The sequence below is a fragment of the Nonomuraea sp. NPDC049129 genome (assembly GCF_040648495.1).
In the GTDB taxonomy this organism is placed as follows: Bacteria; Actinomycetota; Actinomycetes; order Streptosporangiales; family Streptosporangiaceae; genus Nonomuraea.
The window spans coordinates 63,761-79,182 of the sequence record NZ_JBEZDU010000013.1; the positions used below are offsets into that span (position 1 = coordinate 63,761).

A 15,422-nucleotide genomic window follows, 5' to 3' on the forward strand; every position below is an offset into this window, starting at 1 on the left:
CACTACAGGCCGGTGCCGATCGTGTCGGCCTGCGCCTGGATGGCCTTGGCCGTCTGCTCCGGCGTCTGCTTACCGAGCGCCAGCTTCTCCAGCTCGGTCTCGAACACCTTCGCCACCTGCTCCCAGGTCGGGTACGGCGGCGGCGTCTTGGCGTCCTTCAGCTGCTCGCCGAAGACCGCGAGCTGCTTGTCCGAGGCCAGCTCCGGCTCCTGCCAGGCCGCCTGGACGCTGGGCAGCGCCTTCACCGTGGTGTACCACTTGGCCTGCACCTTGGGGTCGGTGAGCCACTGGATGAACTTCCAGGAGGCGTCGCGGTTCTTGGCCTGCTTGAAGACGACCAGATCGGAGCCGCCGACGAAGCTGGTCGCCGAGACCGGGCCCTTCGGATAGGGCGCGACGTCGAACTTGTCCTTGAAGTCCGCGCCGCCGTCGTTGTTCAGCACGCCGACCATCCAGGGGCCGGAGAAGAAGCCGCCGACCTCGCCCTTGATGAAGTTCTGCGGGAAGGCGCCCTTGGCGGTGTCGTTCGGAGCCAGCTTCTCCTGGAAGAGCGAGGCGTACTGCTTGAGCGCGGTCACCGCCTCGGGGGTGTCGAAGGTGTACTTGCCGTCCTTGACGATCTCGCCGCCGGCCTGCCAGATCAGCGGCACCAGCTCCTGCCAGGAGCCCTCGGTGTAGCCCTGCTGGAAGCCCTTCTTGGCGCCGCCCTTCTCCTTCAGCGCCTTGGCGAACGTGTTGAGCTCGGCCCAGGTGGCCGGCGGCTTGACGCCCGCCTTCTCGGCCTGGTCCGTGCGGTAGTACAGGACGCGGGTCTCGACGTACCACGGAACTCCGTACGCGGTGCCGTTGACGTCCACGGTCTGCCAGGCGCCGGGGAAGAACGCGGCCTTGTCGATGAGGTTGCCGGGCGTGGGGTCCAGCACGCCGGTCTTGGACAGCTCACCCGCCCAGGTGGAGCCGATCATGCTGATGTCGGGGGTGGCGCTGCCCGCGATGGCCGAGGTGATCTTGTCGTGGGCGACGTCCCAGCCCATCGGCGTCACGTTCACCTTGACGCCCGGGTTGGCGCTCTCGAAGTCCTTGGCGAAGGCGCCGAGCGCCTTGCCCTCCTCGCCGATCCCCCAGACGGTGATCTCGCCGGCGGCCGCGCCGGTCTTGACGTCCTGCGCCTTCTCGGGTGCCTTGTCGGCACCGCGCCCGCAGCCGGTGATCAGTATCGCGAGAGTGAGCAGACCGGCGGCGGAGCGCCGGGTCGAGGGGTTCACTTGGGTTCCTCCTGGGGGTGGTGACCGCAACTGGCGCGCAGCACCAGCTCGGTGGTCAGGACGAGGTGTTTCGGGGTGTCGCGGGCGCCGGTGATCAGCTCGTCGAGCGCCCGCGCGGCGCGCGCGCCCAGCTCGCGCATCGGCTGGCGGATGGTGGTCAGCGCGGGGCGGGCGTGGCGGGCGGCCATGATGTCGTCCCACCCGGTCACGGCCAGCTCGTCGGGTACGGCCAGCCCGAGCTCCTCGGCGGCGAGCAGGGCGCCCAGCGCCACTTCGTCGTCGGAGCAGACGATCGCCTCGGGCCGCGCCGGAGCGCGCAGCAGGGTCAGGGCGGCCTGGTAGCCGCACTCGACGGTGTAGTGCTCCGTCGGCACCGCCTCGATCGCGGTGCCGAGGACGGACCTGACCCCCTGCCAGCGTTCGTCCACGTCGTCACCCGTCGCGATCGGCGCGCCGAGGAAGGCGAACCGCTGGTAGCCGTGTCCCAGCAGGTGCTCGGCCAGCGCGCGGGCCGAGGCGGTGTTCTCGCTGCGCAGCGTGTCGGCCCCGGCCAGCGGCTCGCGGGAGACGAAGACGAGCGGCATCCGCATCCGTACCAGCTCGGCGACCAGGTCATCCGGAACCGTGTGGCCGAACACCATCAGCCCGTCCACCCGTCCCGCGAGATCCTTGACCAGGTCGTGCACCCGGCTACGGCCCTTGGTGGACAGGATCACCACCGACCGGCCCAGCTCGGAGGCCACCTCCTCGTAGCCGAGCAGCACCTCGGTGTAGTACGGGCCCGCGAGGTTGGGGAAGACGATGCCGTTGGCGGCGTGGCGGCCCTCGGCCAGGCTGACACCGAGGCGGCTGGGCGTGAAGCGGAGCTCCTCGACCGCCTTCAGCACCTTCTCGCGCGTCTTGGGCGCGACCGGCCCCGTGCCCCGCAGCGCGCGCGACACGGTCGCGATCGACACGCCCGCGCGCCGCGCCACCTCGTAGATCGTCACGTCCATCCAGGCTGCTCCTTTTTGTGTAAGCGCTTCCACCCGCAGCTGTGTAAGCGCTTACAGAAAGGCAGTCTGTCAGGCGTGTCAACATCTCGTACAGACCTCGTCCAGTAACGGTGCGGTTACGGCGATATGGGGTAGGCGGCAGGCATGCTCTATGGCACGGAACATGTCCAGCGCTATCAGGAGACCGACGGCGCCGAGGGACACGACTGGAACAACACCACGACTCTCCTTCTCACCACCACCGGCCGTAAGTCCGGCAAGTCGTACACGACGCCGCTCATTTACCAGAAGCACGGAGGCGTCTGCGTCGTCGTCGCCTCCAAGGGCGGCGATCCCGACCATCCCGAGTGGTACAAGAACCTGCAAGCCAATCCCGAGGTCGGGGTGCAGGTGAAGGCCGAGAAGTTCAAGGCCCGCGCCCGCACGGCCACGGACGAGGAACGGCCCGAACTGTGGCGGCTGATGGCCGCCACCTGGCCCGACTACGACAACTACCAGCAGAAGACCGACCGGAAGATCCCGATCGTCGTCCTCGACCCCATCACCGGCTGACCGCCGAGCCCGCCCCGGCCGGACTGTCGTACGGCGGGGCGGACGGGGCGCCATATCCACCCGGACGCGGCGCCCTTCGGATACGGCGGGGCGGATGGTCCGCCTGGGACATGAGTGACAGATGATGAACCCATGAGCAGCGAACACCACTACAGCGTCACCGTCACCTGGACCGGCAACCTGGGCGAGGGCACCTCCGGCTACCGGTCCTATGGCCGCGACCACGAGGTGGCGGCCGAGGGCAAACCCGCCCTGCCCGGCTCGGCCGACCCCGGTTTCCGTGGCGACCCGGCCCGCTGGAACCCGGAGGAGCTGCTGGTGGCGTCGCTGTCGCAGTGCCACATGCTGTGGTATCTCCACCTGTGCTCGGTCAACGGCATCGTCGTGACCTCCTACGTCGACGAACCGGAGGGCACCATGGTCGTGGACTCCGGCACCGGCGGCGGCCGCTTCTCCGAGGTCACCCTGCGCCCCACGGTCATGATCACCACGCCGAGCCTGCACGCCAAGGCCCTGGAGCTGCACGCCGAGGCCAACAAGCTCTGCTTCATCGCCAACTCCACGAACTTCCCGATCCACCACGAGCCAAGGATCCTCGACTGCCTGAAGGGGTAGCCGCCCTAGAACGTGACGAGCGGATCGCCGATGAAGTCGGCGATGAAGTTGACGAAGAAGAAGCCGAAGAACAGGAAGTTCAGGACCAGGATCACGTAGTGCCACGGCCGGGGGCGGGCGGGTCGCCCTCGATCAGCCCGCGCAGCCGGGGGCTGGTGGCGTGCGCCGCGTCCGTGGTCACCCGGACCATGGCCTCGAAGATGCCCAGCTGGGTGGAGTGGATGAGCGCGTAGACGCCCTGGCCGGCCGAGGCGGCCCACCCTCCCGCGATGAAGGCGAAGATCACCACGAGTACGGACAGCGGAACCCACAGCTTCCAGCCCGGCGGCACCAGCTCTTTCGGGCCGACCCTGGAGACCTTGAACATCTCTTCCGGTGTCGGAAGGTCTGTGACATCGAGATCTGGGCGGCTTACTCCGAGTGGATGCGACATGTCAGGCCTCCTGTGCGTTCAGGGTGATCCAGAACCCCATCAGCTACAAGACCCAATCGGCGCCCGCGGAACGCTGTCGCCTGCCCTGTTCGTTGCCCAGACATGGCTGACATCCCCTATGACAGGAAAGAACAGCTCAAGCAGATAGAGAGCGGGCTGATGCCGGGCGAGCAGATCATCGCGGTGTACGACGCCATCGGCGCCGGGACGGGGTTCCTCGGGCTGACCGATCGGCGGGTCATCGTGCAGGACAAGTCGTTCGTCGGCAAGCGCGTCGCGATCACCAGCATCCCCTACAGCAAGATCTCCGCGGTGAGCGTGGTGAGCAACAAGTCGTTCGCCGGCGGGTTCTTCTCCTCGGGCGCGATCGCCATTCACGTCGGGACGCACACGTACGAAGTCGACTTCCGCGGCGACAACAAGGCGCACCACGTACATAACGTGATCTTGCATCACATATCGCGAACGTAACCAATTCCGTAAGGGGCGCGGCGGCCCGAACTGGCCTATCCTGCGGAAATCACGGGGTCACGTGAAGGGGGCGGGCTGGGTGAGCCGAGTCGCACGCGTCTGTACGGCGGGCCTGGCGGTACTGGCGGTCGCCGCCTGCACCTCCACCCCGCCGACGCCGACCCAGGCGCCGGGCACGGGCGCCGCCACCACCACGCGTCCCGGCACGGCGACCCCGAGTACCTCGGCTCCCAGCACGTCGATCTCGCCGGTGCCGGTGCTCGGGGGCGGGCGGCCCGCGCTCCCCGCCAAGCCCGCCGCCTGCGCCCAGCCACCGGCCGCCACCGACGACATCCGCGCCACGAAGGCCGCCTCCGGCTGGCGGGTCGTGTCCACCGACGAGGGGTACGGCAAGCTGCACGACCTCGCCGTGGGCCGCGACGGCGCCGTCTGGGCCACCCACCTCACCCAGCGCTTGACGGCCGAGTCCGTGGAGACGGCCTTCGCGGGCCTGCGGCGATGGGACGGCAAGGGGTGGACGTCGTACCCGCTGCCGAGCGTTCAGGTGACCGCGCTCAGCGCCACCTCGGCCGCCAACGCGTGGGTGTTCGGCCTGGCGGACGGCAGAACCGGGCTCGTCGGCGCGTTCCAGAACGACACGTGGGCGGCGCGGCGGCTCACCGGCCGGCTCGGCGACACCTTCGGCGCGGGCGGCACCGCGGCGCGCGGCGCGTGGGCGGTCAGCGGCACGTCGGCGCTGTGGTGGACCGGCTCCACCTGGCAGCACCACGACCTTCCGGCCCCGGCCGGCGCGGTGGGCGGCGGCAGCGGGAGCGGCGGCGGTTCGGGGAACAGCGGCGGCGGCAAGCGCGGCGGCGACGTGTGGACGGTCAGCGGTCCGCTGATCGACCAGGGACCGGCCGCCCGCTGGGACGGCGAGGCGTGGCAGCGGGTCGACCTGCCCGTGCTCGGGCCGCCGGACAAGGCGGAGTCCCCGCGTGTCCGGCTCAACGACGTCGTGGTGCTCGGCCCGGCCGACGTGTGGGTGGTCGGCGGGGTGTCATGGCTGGTGCCCGGCGAGTTCACCAAGGACAACGAGCCGCTGGAGCGCGCCCGCCCGGTCGCCTTGCACTGGGACGGCGGCGAGTGGCGGTGCCGGTGGGGCGCGCTGGGGCCGGCGTTCACCCAGGCCGAGCCGGACGGCCGGGACGGGATGTGGGTGCTCGACTCGACGGGGTCGCGGCTGCTGCACTTCAGCCGCGGACGCTGGACGTCGCAGACCGTAGACGGCACGATCGACGCCCTGGCCCAGCGCCCCGGCACGAGCGAGGTCTACGCGGCCGGCTCCTCCAAACCCGAGAAGGACCTGACCCGCGCCCTACTCTGGCGGACCAGCCTCGGCTGAGTCCTCAGGTCAGTGAGGTGTAGAGCTCCATGGTCCGGTGCGCGATGCGTTCCCACGAGAAGTGCTCGACGGCCCTGGCCCGCCCGGCCACCCCCATCGCCGCGGCCCGCGCCGGATCTCCCAGCAGCGCGTTGACCCGCTCGGCGAAGTCGGCGGCGAACCGCTCCGGATCGTGCGGCGTCCCGTCGATCCCCTGGTCGATCGGCACCAGCAGCCCGGTCTCTCCGCCGGCCACCACCTCGGGAATGCCACCGGTCGCCGTCGCCACCACGGCCGTCTCGCAGGCCATCGCCTCCAGGTTCACGATCCCCATCGGCTCGTACACCGACGGGCACACGAACACCGACGCGTGCGTGAGCAGCTGGATCACCTCTGGCTTGGGCAGCATCTCGGAGATCCAGATGACCCCGTCGCGCTCCCGGCCGAGCTCCCGCACCAGGCTCGTCACCTCGGCCTCGATCTCCGGCGTGTCGGGCGCGCCCGCGCACAGCACGATCTGCGCGCCGGTGTCGAAGGTCCGCGCCGCGTGCAGGAGGTGGACCAGCCCCTTCTGCCGGGTGATGCGCCCGACGAAGATGACGTACGGCCGCGCCGGGTCGACGCCGTGCTTCTTCAGCACGTCGTCGCCCCGGTCGGGGGCGTATTGGGCGGTGTCGATGCCGTTGTGGATGACGCTCACCCGCTCGTGCGGGATCTCGGGATAGGCGAGGAGTACGTCGCGGCGCATCCCCTCCGAGACCGCGATGACGGCGTCGGCACCGGCCAGTGCGGTCCGCTCCGCCCAGGAGGAGACGGTGTAGCCGCCGCCCAGCTGCTCGGCCTTCCACGGCCGGAGCGGCTCCAGGCTGTGGGTGGTGACGACGTGCGGGATGCCGTGCAGCATCTTGGCGACGTGCCCGGCGAAGTTCGCGTACCAGGTGTGGGAGTGAACCACCCCGGCGCCCGCGCACGCGGCGGCCATCTCCAGATCCACCCCGAGCACCTGCAGGGCCGCGTTGGCGTCGGCGAGCCCGGCGGGCACCTGGTAGGCGGAGACACCCGGCTCCTCCCGTGCGGCCCCGAAACACCGCACCCGGACGTCGGCCAGCCGCCGCAGCTCTCTGGCCAGATATTCCATGTGCACCCCGGCACCGCCGTACACATCCGGCGGGTACTCCCGGGTGAGCAGATCAACGCGCATGACACGACCTTACGATCCATCGGGCCGCCGGGCACAGCCAGACAAGCCGTAGCGGCGGGCTGTCGGTCGCCATCTTCCGTGAGCCCCAGGCACGAACTACGTTCGGTGGGCGTTTCGTCGATAGATCGGCATTTTGAGGGTAGCGTCACGGATATGAGGTCCAGGAGGGTTCTTGCGGTCGTACTGGCAGGTGGAGAGGGAAAGCGGCTCATGCCGCTCACGGCGGATCGCGCCAAACCGGCCGTTCCGTTCGGCGGAATGTATCGGCTCATCGACTTCGTGCTGTCCAACCTCGCCAACGGCGGATACCTGCAGATCGTCGTACTGACCCAGTACAAGAATCACAGTCTCGACCGCCACATCTCGCGTACGTGGCGGCTGACGGCGATGCTCGGCAACTACGTGACCCCGGTGCCCGCGCAGCAGCGGCTCGGCCCGCGGTGGTTCTCCGGCTCGGCCGACGCGCTGTTCCAGAACCTGAACCTGATCTACGACGAGATGCCCGAGCACGTGATCGTGTTCGGCGCCGACCACATCTACCGTATGGACCCGCGGCAGATGGTCGAGCAGCACGAGGACTCCGGCGCGGACGTGACGGTGGCGGCGATCCGGCAGCCGCTGTCGCTGGCCGACCAGTTCGGCGTCATCGAGACCGATCCGCAGGGGCGGCGGATCGTCGCGTTCCGGGAGAAGCCGAAGGACGCGGTGGGGCTCGCCGACTCTCCCGACGAGGTGTACGCCTCGATGGGCAACTACGTGTTCAAGACCCAGGCGATGATCGACGCGCTGCGGGAAGATGCCCTCGACCCCACGAGCAAGCACGACCTGGGCGGCAACATCATCCCGATGCTCGTCAAGTCCGGCGGCGCGGACGTCTACGACTTCGCGAACAACGTGGTGCCGGGTTCGAGCGAGCGCGACCGCGGCTACTGGCGCGACGTGGGCACGCTCGACGCCTACTACGAGGCGCACATGGACCTCATCTCGGCGCACCCGATCTTCAACCTCTACAACGACAAGTGGCCGATCCACACCGGCCACGACCCGCTGCCGCCGGCCAAGTTCGTGCACAACGACGGCGACCGGGTGGGCCGGGCGATCGACTCCCTGGTGTCCCCGGGCGTCATCGTGTCCGGCGGCACGGCGAACAGGTCGATCCTGTCGCCCAGGGTCGTGCTGCACTCGCACTCGCTGGTCGAGGACTCGGTGCTGATGGAGAACGTCAAGGTCGGCAGGGGCGCGATCGTCCGCAAGGCGATCATCGACAAGAACGTGGTGATCCCCGACGGGGCGCGGATCGGCTTCGACCTGGACTACGACCGCACCCGCTTCGCGCTGACCAGGGGCGGGATCGTGGTCATCGGCAAGAACGAGATCGTCGACCGCTGACCACCCTCACCTGGGCAGGCTGAGCAACCGGTCGACCAGCGTCCTGGCGTGCTCGGGGCCGACCGGCCGGTTGAAGAAGATCGCGTGGTAGTAGATCGGCGCGATCACCACCTCCATGAGCTCCAGCAGCTCCGGCGCGCTTTCGCCCCGCTCCGCCGCGCGCTCCAGCATGCCCTGGAGCTGCACGGCCCGGTCCATCAGGTACGGCTGCCGGTCGTCGTGCACGCGGGTGCCGACCTGGGCGGCGCGCACGTAAAGGGGCCCTAGCGGGCCGGCCACGTCCCGGGCGAGCTGGACGGCGTAGGCCTCCAGGTCTCCGCGGAGCGTGCCCGTGTCGGGCACCGGTGAGCCCTGCGACAGCCGCTCGGTCACGACATCGTCGATGAGCGCGCCAAGCGTGCCCCAGCGCCGGTAGAGGGTCGCCTGGTGCACCCCGGAACGCTCCGCCACCTGGGCGATGCTCAGACTGTCCCAGTCCTCCTTGCTCAGCAGGTCGAGGACGGTTTCGTGCACCGCCGTACGGACTCTCGCGCTGCGGCCGCCCGGCCTGCGTGCAGGTTCCATGCCACCCACATTAACGCGAGATCTCTTGCGTTAGCGCCTCGCATCGTGGTTTCCTTGAAGCGAAATTCATCGCATTAAGCGCGCTTACAGTCGATGGGAAAGGGCTTTCGCATGAACCGCTCCATGATCAAGGTGGTGCTGTCGGACGTGCTCCCGTCCGTCGCCGCCTACTACCTGCTGCGCGCGCTGCACGTCGGCGAGTACGCCGCGCTGTTATCGGCCGCCGTCGTCGGCTTCCTGCGCACCGTCTATGTCGCTGTCAGGGAGCGGCGCCTGGACGGGTTCGCGGCGTTCATGTGCCTGCTCTTCGGCCTCGGTCTCGTCCTGTCCTTCGTCACCGGGGACGAGCGCTTCATGCTGGCGGTCAAGTCGATCACCACGGGCGTCATCGCCGCCGTCCTCATCACCACCTGCGCCGTGCACCGCCCCGCCGCCTTCAGCCTCGCCAAGCGCTTCGGCGCGGAGGACGCGGCCACCGCCGCCCGCTGGGACGCCCTCTACGTGGCCGAGCCCGCGTTCCGCCGCATCTATTACGTCATGACCCTGACCTGGGCGGCGGCCTTCCTGGCCGAGTCGGCGGTCCGCCTCCCGCTCATCTACCTGCTGCCGGTGGACGTGATGGCCGGCCTGTCAACGGCCCTGCTGCTCGGCACGATCGCCCTCATCGCCGCCTGGAGCGCCTGGTACGGCAAGCGCGGCGAGGCGGCGGTCAGCATCAGCCCTTCACAGCGAAATTGATCGATGTGGCGAGGACGGCGGGCTTGAGAGTCCGCGCGCACCAGTGCGCGAATCCGGTGGCCGGCCCCGCCTGCGGCGAGCGGTCGACGCCCGAGTCCAGGCCCTGGTCCTTGGCGCGCTTCATGTCGACCATGCCCTCGACGAACGCCTCGTTGAGGCCGTAGCCGAGCATGGCGGACCGCAACTCGTCGAGCGACTGGCGCTGGTAGCGGACCGGACGGCCCAGCTCCTCGGTCATGATGCGGGCCAGATCGTTGGGCGACAGGTCCTGCGGGCCGAGCACCGGAACACTGCCGACGCCGGTCCAGGAGCGGTCCAGCAGCAGCCCGGCCGCCGTCGCGGCGATGTCGGCGACGGCCACCAGCGGAGCCGGGCGGTCCGCGGCGGCGGTGTCGGTGAAGACGCCGTTCTCGCGGATCGAGTCGGCCTCCTCCAGCAGGTTCTCGAAGAAGGACGGGCAGGTCAGGGCGCGGTAGGCGACGCCGGAGCCGGCGATCAGGTCGTCCATGGCCAGGGAGGCGGTGACCAGCCCGGCCCGGCCGGCCTGCGGGGTGCCGCGGCCGAGCGCCGAGACGCCGACGACATGGCCGACGCCGTGGGCGGCGAACGCTCGCGCGGCCGGGCGGGTGAAGCCGCTGTACGCCTCGTCGGGCGTGGCCGAGGCGTCCGGCGGCACCAGCCAGAAGACGGCGTCGGCCCCGGCGAAGGCGCGCTCGACGGTCACGGCGTCGCCGTGCGAGCCGGTGACCACCTCGACCCGTCCGCGCACGGCCTCGGGAAGCCGGGCAGGATCGCGGACCACGACGCGCAACTCCTCTCCGCGTGCGGGCGCGGCCTCGACCAGCAGCGACAGCAGCCGACGGCCGATGTTCCCGGTGGGGGCGGTAATGACGATCATGAAAACCTCGCGGTCTGTGTCGGATCGGTACAGCCCCTTGATCGTGCAGACCCGAACCCCATTGCCACAATGGGAACTTCAGCAACCAATCATTGCCCGAAACGGAATCATGCCGGTGAGCAGCCCAACCGCGAACCTCGACGCCAACCTCGACGCCAACCTCGCCGTCGCCCTCGACGCCCTGCTGACCGAGCAGAGCGTCACCCGTGCCGCCGCGCGACTGCGCACCTCCCCCGCGGCGATGAGCCGCACCCTGGCCCGGCTGCGCCGGGTGCTCCAGGACCCGCTACTGGTGCGGGCAGGACAGGCGATGGTGCCCACACCCCGCGCCGAGGCGCTGCGGGACGAGGCCGCCGCGGTGGTGCGGCGGCTGGAGGCATTGCTCACCCCGAGCGGCGGGATCGACCCCGCCGCACTGCGGCGCACCTTCACCGTCCAGGCCTCGGATCTGGTCGGCGCGGCGCTGGCACCGGGACTGCTCGAGCTGGCCCGGCACCAGGCGCCGGGCGTCTCGCTGCGGGTGCTGGCCGAGGAGTGGGAGGCGGGCCCCGCGCTGCGCGAAGGCCGGACCGATCTGGAGATCGGGGCCATCGACCACGTCGACCCGGAGACCCGGGTCGAAGAGCTGGTCACGCTGCGGATGGCGGCCGGCGTCAGGGCCGGGCACCCCCTCACCGACGGAACCCTGACGCCCGCCAGGCTGGCCGCGGCCGAGCACGTGGCGGCCAGCCGCCGGGGACGCTTCACCGGCCCGCTGGACGCGGCCTTGGCCGAGCAAGGGCTCAGCCGGCGGGTCAGCGCCGTCCTGCCCGGACATCTGGCGGCGATGGCGCTGGCCGCGGTCGGCGACGTGGTCTGCCTGGTGCCGACCGCGCTGCCGGGCGAGCCCCCTTCACCACTCAGCGACGCGGCGCACGCGCTGGGACTGCGCCTGCTGGAAATCCCGCTGCCGCTGCCACCACTGACGATCGGCATGGCCTGGCACCCGCGCCACACCGCCGACGGGGCTCACCAGTGGCTGCGTGGCGCGGTGCGCCGGGTACTTCGAGAAGCTGGACGCGCCGGCCGCTCCGGTGGCGCGCCGCCGGCCACGCCTTGGCTTCGCCCCTAATACTGCTTGACGCTGTAGTCATACCGGCAGGGCAGCGGATTCTCCGCCCGCACCCGCGCCCGTCCCGTCGGATTGAGCCGCTCGTGATAGTCCCACCACAGCTCGTCCAGCGTGTCCTCCCCCTCCCGCAGGTCGTCCACCACCAGTCCCGTCTCCAGCACCCGCCCGGCCCGGCCTACATCGCCCGCGTCCAGGGCCGCGCGGCACTCCAGCAGGCGGATCCGGCCGTGCCAGCGGTCCTTCGGGCCGAGCTTGTCGATCAGGACCAGAGCCGCGTCCGGGCGGCCGGCGGCGAGCAGGGCGACGAGGGTCTCGATGGTGAGGGGGCGCAACCGCGGCGACAGCGCGTGCGCCCGCTCGTACAGGTCCGCGGCGCGCGACGGGGCGAGGACGGCCAGGTTGCGCAGGGCCCAGGCGTTCTCGGCGCAGACCAGGGAGCGTTCCCAGGCGGCCCGGGCGCCGTCGTGATCGCCGTCGTGATAGAGGTTCACGCCCAGGTGGAGCAGGGTGAACCAGGTGCCGCCCGACTCCTCGACCGATTTCTCCAGCAGCGCGCGCCACTCGGGGCCGACGGTGTAGGAGGACGGCGGCAGGGCGGGGGCGGGTGTGGGGATCGAGCCCTTGCGCACCAGGGCGAGCCATGACTGCTGGTCGCGTCCGATCGTCCAGTCGGCGAACGGCGTGCCCGGCAGGTTGAGCGCCCGGCTGCGCCGCTTGGCCAGGGCCCGGCGCTCCAGCGCGCCCCACCCGCTGCCGACGTGCAGGACCTCCACGGGCACCGCCGAGGCCAGCTCCACGGCCTGCTCGTGCGCGGCCTGGAGGCGGCCGCGGGAGATCAGCCGGTCCACGGCGCGGCTCACGTGGCCGAGCGCCTCGGGCCAGGGGCCGTGGGATCGCGCGGGGTCGGCCTGGAGGAGGCCGTACGCCTCGGTCCAGGACAGGGCGGAGCGGGCGGGCAGGCGTACGTGCTCCAGCTGGGTGCGGGTCAGGCCCGCCTGGATCTCCAGGTACGGCCGGTCCGGGCCGGACAGCCAGTCCTGCCAGTTCCGGCCCGCCGCGCCGGTGCCCCAGCGGAAGTGCTTGCGGCCGCGCAGCAGGTCGGTGGAGACCTGCGCGAGCCCGCCGCCGTCCGCGTCGAGGGCGGCGATCCAGCGGCGTTCGCCGTGCGGCAGCTCGTAGAAGAAGTCGGCGGCCTGCTCGTTGCGGGCCGGGTAGGACTGGTCGGCCTCGCGCCAGCGCGGCACCGGCACCCGGCGCAGCATCCCGTCATAGGAGAAGTGGTACGCCTGACGCGCGGGCGCCAGCACCCGGCTGCCCGGCGTCTGCGGCACCGCCGCGTTCGACCACCAGTAGACCGGGGCATCCACCGCCGAAGGGTTATAAATCCGGACGTGTACGAGGAGCACCGGAGAGCCGGGCGGCAGGTGGACATCGAGCTGGTAGACCAGCCGCCGCATCCGTTCCCACTCGTACATCCGCAGCACCGGCACCCCGTCAGGCCCCGCCACCCGGACGGCGTGGACGGGCGCGCAGGCCAGCGCGGTGTGCCCGAACGTGCCGAGGTTCCACTCCACTCCCCCCGCGAACCACGCGTTGCGCAGCCCGAGGTTGGCCAGCTGCAGGTGGGGCGGCTTGTGCAGGAGCTCGCGCCCGGTCGGCAGGTGCACCAGCGAGCGCAGCCGCCCGCCATACTCCAGCAGGAACTCCGCGCGCAGCAGCTCGTTCTCCAGCACCGCCGTCTTCAGCTCCCGTTCCTCCCGCTCGCGGCCGTAGCCGTCCTGGAAGGTGTACGGCAGGAGCGATTCGGCGTGCCCGTAAGCCAGCTGGGCCGCCATCTCGGCGTCGGCGGCGGCCGTCTTCAGCCCGCCACGCGGATCGGGGAGCGTGCGCAGCGGCGGCAGCGGGTTCTCCGGACCCAGCGGGGACACGGGGAGCACGACTGTGGATGTCCGTAGCATTTGGCGAGTATTTTCCCATAAAACCGACAGATAAGAGCTTCAGCCGGGTTTCGGGCATGATTAGACGGTGAACCGGTACGAACGCTGGAACATGCTGTTAGAGCTCGTCGCCGAGGCCGGCCGCCTGAACGTGTCGGAGACGGCGCGCAAGCTCGGCGTGTCCGCGGCCACGATCAGGCGCGACTTCGACGAACTCGCCGACCAGCAGTTGCTGACCAGGACCAGGGGCGGCGTCATCGCGCACAGCGTCTCGTACGACCTGCCGCAGCGCTACAAGGTCGCCCAGCACGCGCCGGACAACCAGCGCATCGGCGCCGCGGCGGCGGCCCTGGTGCCGGTGGGAGCGACGGTCGGGCTCAACGGCGGCACCACGACGACGGAGGTGGCCAGAGTGCTGGCCAACCGCCCCGACCCGCCTTCCGGCCGCCGCGGCCCGGCGTTCACCGTGGTGACCAACGCCCTGAACATCGCCCACGAGCTGGCCGTACGGCCCCATCTGCATGTGGTCACCACGGGCGGCTCCGCCCGCGCCGAGTCGTACGAGCTGGTGGGCCCGGTGGCGACGGGCATGCTGGCCGACGTCGCGCTCGACGTGGTGGTGCTGGGCGTCGACGCGCTCGACGTCAAGCACGGCGCCAGCGCCCATGGCGAGGGCGAGGCCGCCGTCAACCGGCTGATGGCCACCAAGGCCCGCCAGGTGATCGTGGTGGCCGAAGGCTCGAAGCTGGGCCGCCGGGCGTTCGCCCTGGTCTGCCCGCTGAGCAGGATCAACGTGCTGGTGACGGACTCCACGGCCGCGCCGGAGCTGACCGCCGGGTTCGCGGACACCGGCATCCGGGTGATCCGGGTCTAGGTCCCGCGTTTGATCGTTTCCGGTGTTCCGGCCGACCCTCACCGCTAGGCTTCCCGCTCTGTGCTTGACGCCAGGAAACGGGAAATGTCAGGAAGTGGGGGATCTAGATGTTGATCGCACTGGGCGTGATCGTCGCGCTGATCGTCGGCGTCGCGCTGTGGTGGAAGTTCCGCGACCCGCTCAGGGGTGAGGACTTCTACAAGTTCCACGTCGAGCGTACGTGGGCCTGGGAGCTCGTCCTCACCGAGGAGCAGGAGCGGGCGTTCATGGCCGGGCTGGAGGCCTATGACGAGGAGCGGACCGTCTTCCCGCACCGGGAGGCGGGGGCGCTGCACGTCTACAACCCGCAGATGATGGTCTCGCTGTTCCTCCTCACCGAGCAGTTCGCCGCGATGGGCCCGAGGGCGCTCGCGGATCCGGCGGGCGCCGTACGGCACCTGATCGGCCGCGCCGCGGAGGCGGAGATCGACGGTGTGCTCTACATCGACGACGAGTGGATCCAGGAGCCCGTCGACGGCCTGGACAAGTACGACTTCACCCGCGAGATGGGCATGGCCACGCACGCACAGGGCGTCCACGGGGGCGTCGGCGGCTATGGGAACGAGGACGCCGGCTACGGCATGCTCACGGTGCTCACCGAGGTGCCGGCGCATGTGCGGAGAATGTACGACGAAGCGCACAGCCACGCCTCGCCCGGCGAGATCCGCAACCGTCTCGACGTCTACAAGGCGGTGATCGAGGAGCCGGAGCCCGAGTTCGTCGCGGGGCTCGAGCGCGCCGACGGCGAGCAGAGCCGCTTCACCAACACGCTGATGTACGACTACAGCCGGGTGCTCGCCGATTACCAGGAGCTTCGCCCGCACATGCCGCACGCCCAGCCCGTGGACGTCATGTCCGCCGCCCTGGCGCGGATGCTCACCGAGCGACGCCCCGGCATCACGTGGACCCGGCCGCCGTCACAGGAGCAGCACGACCTCGCCCTGCGGCTGATCTCCACCCGAGGCTGACCCGCGCGA

16 protein-coding genes are annotated in these 15,422 nt (G+C 70.5%); 9 read left to right on the forward strand and 7 right to left on the reverse strand.

From position 1 onward, the window contains the following. Positions 1-2: 2 nt before the first annotated feature. Together AB0B64_RS35110 and AB0B64_RS35115 are read right to left on the reverse strand one after the other, a co-directional pair. Entirely contained in the window at positions 3-1,265 is a 1,263-nt protein-coding gene (locus tag AB0B64_RS35110; RefSeq protein ID WP_358182760.1) for a sugar ABC transporter substrate-binding protein, read from the reverse strand. Next, on the reverse strand, positions 1,262-2,260 hold the full coding sequence (locus AB0B64_RS35115) for a LacI family DNA-binding transcriptional regulator (protein WP_357951499.1): 999 nt from the start codon (positions 2,258-2,260) through the stop codon (positions 1,262-1,264). The genes AB0B64_RS35110 and AB0B64_RS35115 overlap by 4 nt, the downstream gene beginning before the upstream one ends. 144 nt (positions 2,261-2,404) lie before the next feature. On the opposite strand from AB0B64_RS35115, the gene AB0B64_RS35120 reads away from it, so the two are divergent. Continuing rightward, the gene (locus AB0B64_RS35120; protein WP_358182763.1) at positions 2,405-2,812 is read left to right on the forward strand and encodes a nitroreductase family deazaflavin-dependent oxidoreductase; all 408 of its coding nucleotides are present in this window, start codon (positions 2,405-2,407) and stop codon (positions 2,810-2,812) included. Positions 2,813-2,944: 132 nt separating this feature from the next. Further along, positions 2,945-3,427 (forward strand): OsmC family protein, encoded by a 483-nt coding sequence (locus tag AB0B64_RS35125; RefSeq protein WP_357951495.1) that lies wholly within the window; start codon positions 2,945-2,947, stop codon positions 3,425-3,427. A gap of 91 nt (positions 3,428-3,518) precedes the next feature. On the opposite strand, the gene AB0B64_RS35130 is transcribed toward AB0B64_RS35125, so the two are convergent. Next, the gene (locus tag AB0B64_RS35130; protein ID WP_357951494.1) at positions 3,519-3,860 is read right to left on the reverse strand and encodes a hypothetical protein; all 342 of its coding nucleotides are present in this window, start codon (positions 3,858-3,860) and stop codon (positions 3,519-3,521) included. Positions 3,861-3,962: 102 nt separating this feature from the next. On the opposite strand from AB0B64_RS35130, the gene AB0B64_RS35135 reads away from it, so the two are divergent. Continuing rightward, positions 3,963-4,331, forward strand: coding sequence for a PH domain-containing protein (locus tag AB0B64_RS35135; RefSeq protein ID WP_214638874.1), 369 nt, complete (start codon positions 3,963-3,965; stop codon positions 4,329-4,331). A 79-nt stretch (positions 4,332-4,410) separates the two neighbouring features. Next, positions 4,411-5,715: a hypothetical protein gene (locus tag AB0B64_RS35140; protein WP_357951492.1), complete on the forward strand. Its 1,305-nt coding sequence runs from the start codon at positions 4,411-4,413 to the stop codon at positions 5,713-5,715. Positions 5,716-5,719: 4 nt separating this feature from the next. Here the strand turns inward: AB0B64_RS35140 and glgA are convergent, their stop codons facing one another. Continuing rightward, complete coding sequence (glgA, locus tag AB0B64_RS35145) at positions 5,720-6,895, reverse strand: glycogen synthase (RefSeq protein WP_357951491.1); 1,176 nt, start codon at positions 6,893-6,895, stop codon at positions 5,720-5,722. A gap of 153 nt (positions 6,896-7,048) precedes the next feature. Here glgA and glgC point away from each other — a divergent pair, with 153 nt between their 5' ends. Then, positions 7,049-8,284 (forward strand): glucose-1-phosphate adenylyltransferase, encoded by a 1,236-nt coding sequence (gene glgC, locus AB0B64_RS35150; RefSeq protein WP_357951489.1) that lies wholly within the window; start codon positions 7,049-7,051, stop codon positions 8,282-8,284. A 6-nt stretch (positions 8,285-8,290) separates the two neighbouring features. Here the strand turns inward: glgC and AB0B64_RS35155 are convergent, their stop codons facing one another. Continuing rightward, positions 8,291-8,848 carry a TetR/AcrR family transcriptional regulator C-terminal ligand-binding domain-containing protein gene (locus AB0B64_RS35155; RefSeq protein WP_357951487.1) on the reverse strand — a complete coding sequence of 186 codons (558 nt, stop codon included), beginning with the start codon at positions 8,846-8,848 and terminating at the stop codon, positions 8,291-8,293. Between the two features lie 111 nt (positions 8,849-8,959). On the opposite strand from AB0B64_RS35155, the gene AB0B64_RS35160 reads away from it, so the two are divergent. After that, the gene (locus AB0B64_RS35160) at positions 8,960-9,586 is read left to right on the forward strand and encodes a VC0807 family protein (protein ID WP_357951485.1); all 627 of its coding nucleotides are present in this window, start codon (positions 8,960-8,962) and stop codon (positions 9,584-9,586) included. On the opposite strand, the gene AB0B64_RS35165 is transcribed toward AB0B64_RS35160, so the two are convergent. Next, entirely contained in the window at positions 9,564-10,484 is a 921-nt protein-coding gene (locus tag AB0B64_RS35165) for an NAD(P)H-binding protein (RefSeq protein WP_358182766.1), read from the reverse strand. The genes AB0B64_RS35160 and AB0B64_RS35165 overlap by 23 nt on opposite strands. A 115-nt stretch (positions 10,485-10,599) precedes the next feature. Between AB0B64_RS35165 and AB0B64_RS35170 the strand changes: the two genes are divergently transcribed. Then, complete coding sequence (locus AB0B64_RS35170; protein WP_358182768.1) at positions 10,600-11,595, forward strand: LysR family transcriptional regulator; 996 nt, start codon at positions 10,600-10,602, stop codon at positions 11,593-11,595. On the opposite strand, the gene AB0B64_RS35175 is transcribed toward AB0B64_RS35170, so the two are convergent. Continuing rightward, a complete protein-coding gene (locus tag AB0B64_RS35175) occupies positions 11,592-13,523 on the reverse strand; it encodes a DUF5107 domain-containing protein (RefSeq protein WP_358182771.1) in 1,932 nt (643 codons plus the stop codon). The two genes, AB0B64_RS35170 and AB0B64_RS35175, sit on opposite strands and share 4 nt — an antisense overlap. A 97-nt stretch (positions 13,524-13,620) precedes the next feature. Between AB0B64_RS35175 and AB0B64_RS35180 the strand changes: the two genes are divergently transcribed. Both AB0B64_RS35180 and AB0B64_RS35185 read left to right on the forward strand, forming a co-directional pair. After that, positions 13,621-14,406 carry a DeoR/GlpR family DNA-binding transcription regulator gene (locus AB0B64_RS35180; protein WP_357951478.1) on the forward strand — a complete coding sequence of 262 codons (786 nt, stop codon included), beginning with the start codon at positions 13,621-13,623 and terminating at the stop codon, positions 14,404-14,406. A gap of 107 nt (positions 14,407-14,513) precedes the next feature. Beyond that, positions 14,514-15,413 (forward strand): hypothetical protein, encoded by a 900-nt coding sequence (locus AB0B64_RS35185; protein WP_357951477.1) that lies wholly within the window; start codon positions 14,514-14,516, stop codon positions 15,411-15,413. Positions 15,414-15,422: the final 9 nt, after the last annotated feature.

What these genes read in the sequence shown, in the direction of transcription:
- glgA (WP_357951491.1), bottom strand. Translation starts at nt 6,895, where the DNA reads ATGCGCGTTGATCTGCTCACCCGGGAGTACCCGCCGGATGTGTACGGC.
- AB0B64_RS35125 (WP_357951495.1), top strand. Translation starts at nt 2,945, where the DNA reads ATGAGCAGCGAACACCACTACAGCGTCACCGTCACCTGGACCGGCAAC.
- AB0B64_RS35115 (WP_357951499.1), bottom strand. Translation starts at nt 2,260, where the DNA reads ATGGACGTGACGATCTACGAGGTGGCGCGGCGCGCGGGCGTGTCGATC.
- AB0B64_RS35120 (WP_358182763.1), top strand. Translation starts at nt 2,405, where the DNA reads ATGCTCTATGGCACGGAACATGTCCAGCGCTATCAGGAGACCGACGGC.
- glgC (WP_357951489.1), top strand. Translation starts at nt 7,049, where the DNA reads ATGAGGTCCAGGAGGGTTCTTGCGGTCGTACTGGCAGGTGGAGAGGGA.
- AB0B64_RS35185 (WP_357951477.1), top strand. Translation starts at nt 14,514, where the DNA reads ATGTTGATCGCACTGGGCGTGATCGTCGCGCTGATCGTCGGCGTCGCG.
- AB0B64_RS35135 (WP_214638874.1), top strand. Translation starts at nt 3,963, where the DNA reads ATGGCTGACATCCCCTATGACAGGAAAGAACAGCTCAAGCAGATAGAG.
- AB0B64_RS35130 (WP_357951494.1), bottom strand. Translation starts at nt 3,860, where the DNA reads ATGTCGCATCCACTCGGAGTAAGCCGCCCAGATCTCGATGTCACAGAC.
- AB0B64_RS35165 (WP_358182766.1), bottom strand. Translation starts at nt 10,484, where the DNA reads ATGATCGTCATTACCGCCCCCACCGGGAACATCGGCCGTCGGCTGCTG.
- AB0B64_RS35160 (WP_357951485.1), top strand. Translation starts at nt 8,960, where the DNA reads ATGAACCGCTCCATGATCAAGGTGGTGCTGTCGGACGTGCTCCCGTCC.
- AB0B64_RS35155 (WP_357951487.1), bottom strand. Translation starts at nt 8,848, where the DNA reads ATGGAACCTGCACGCAGGCCGGGCGGCCGCAGCGCGAGAGTCCGTACG.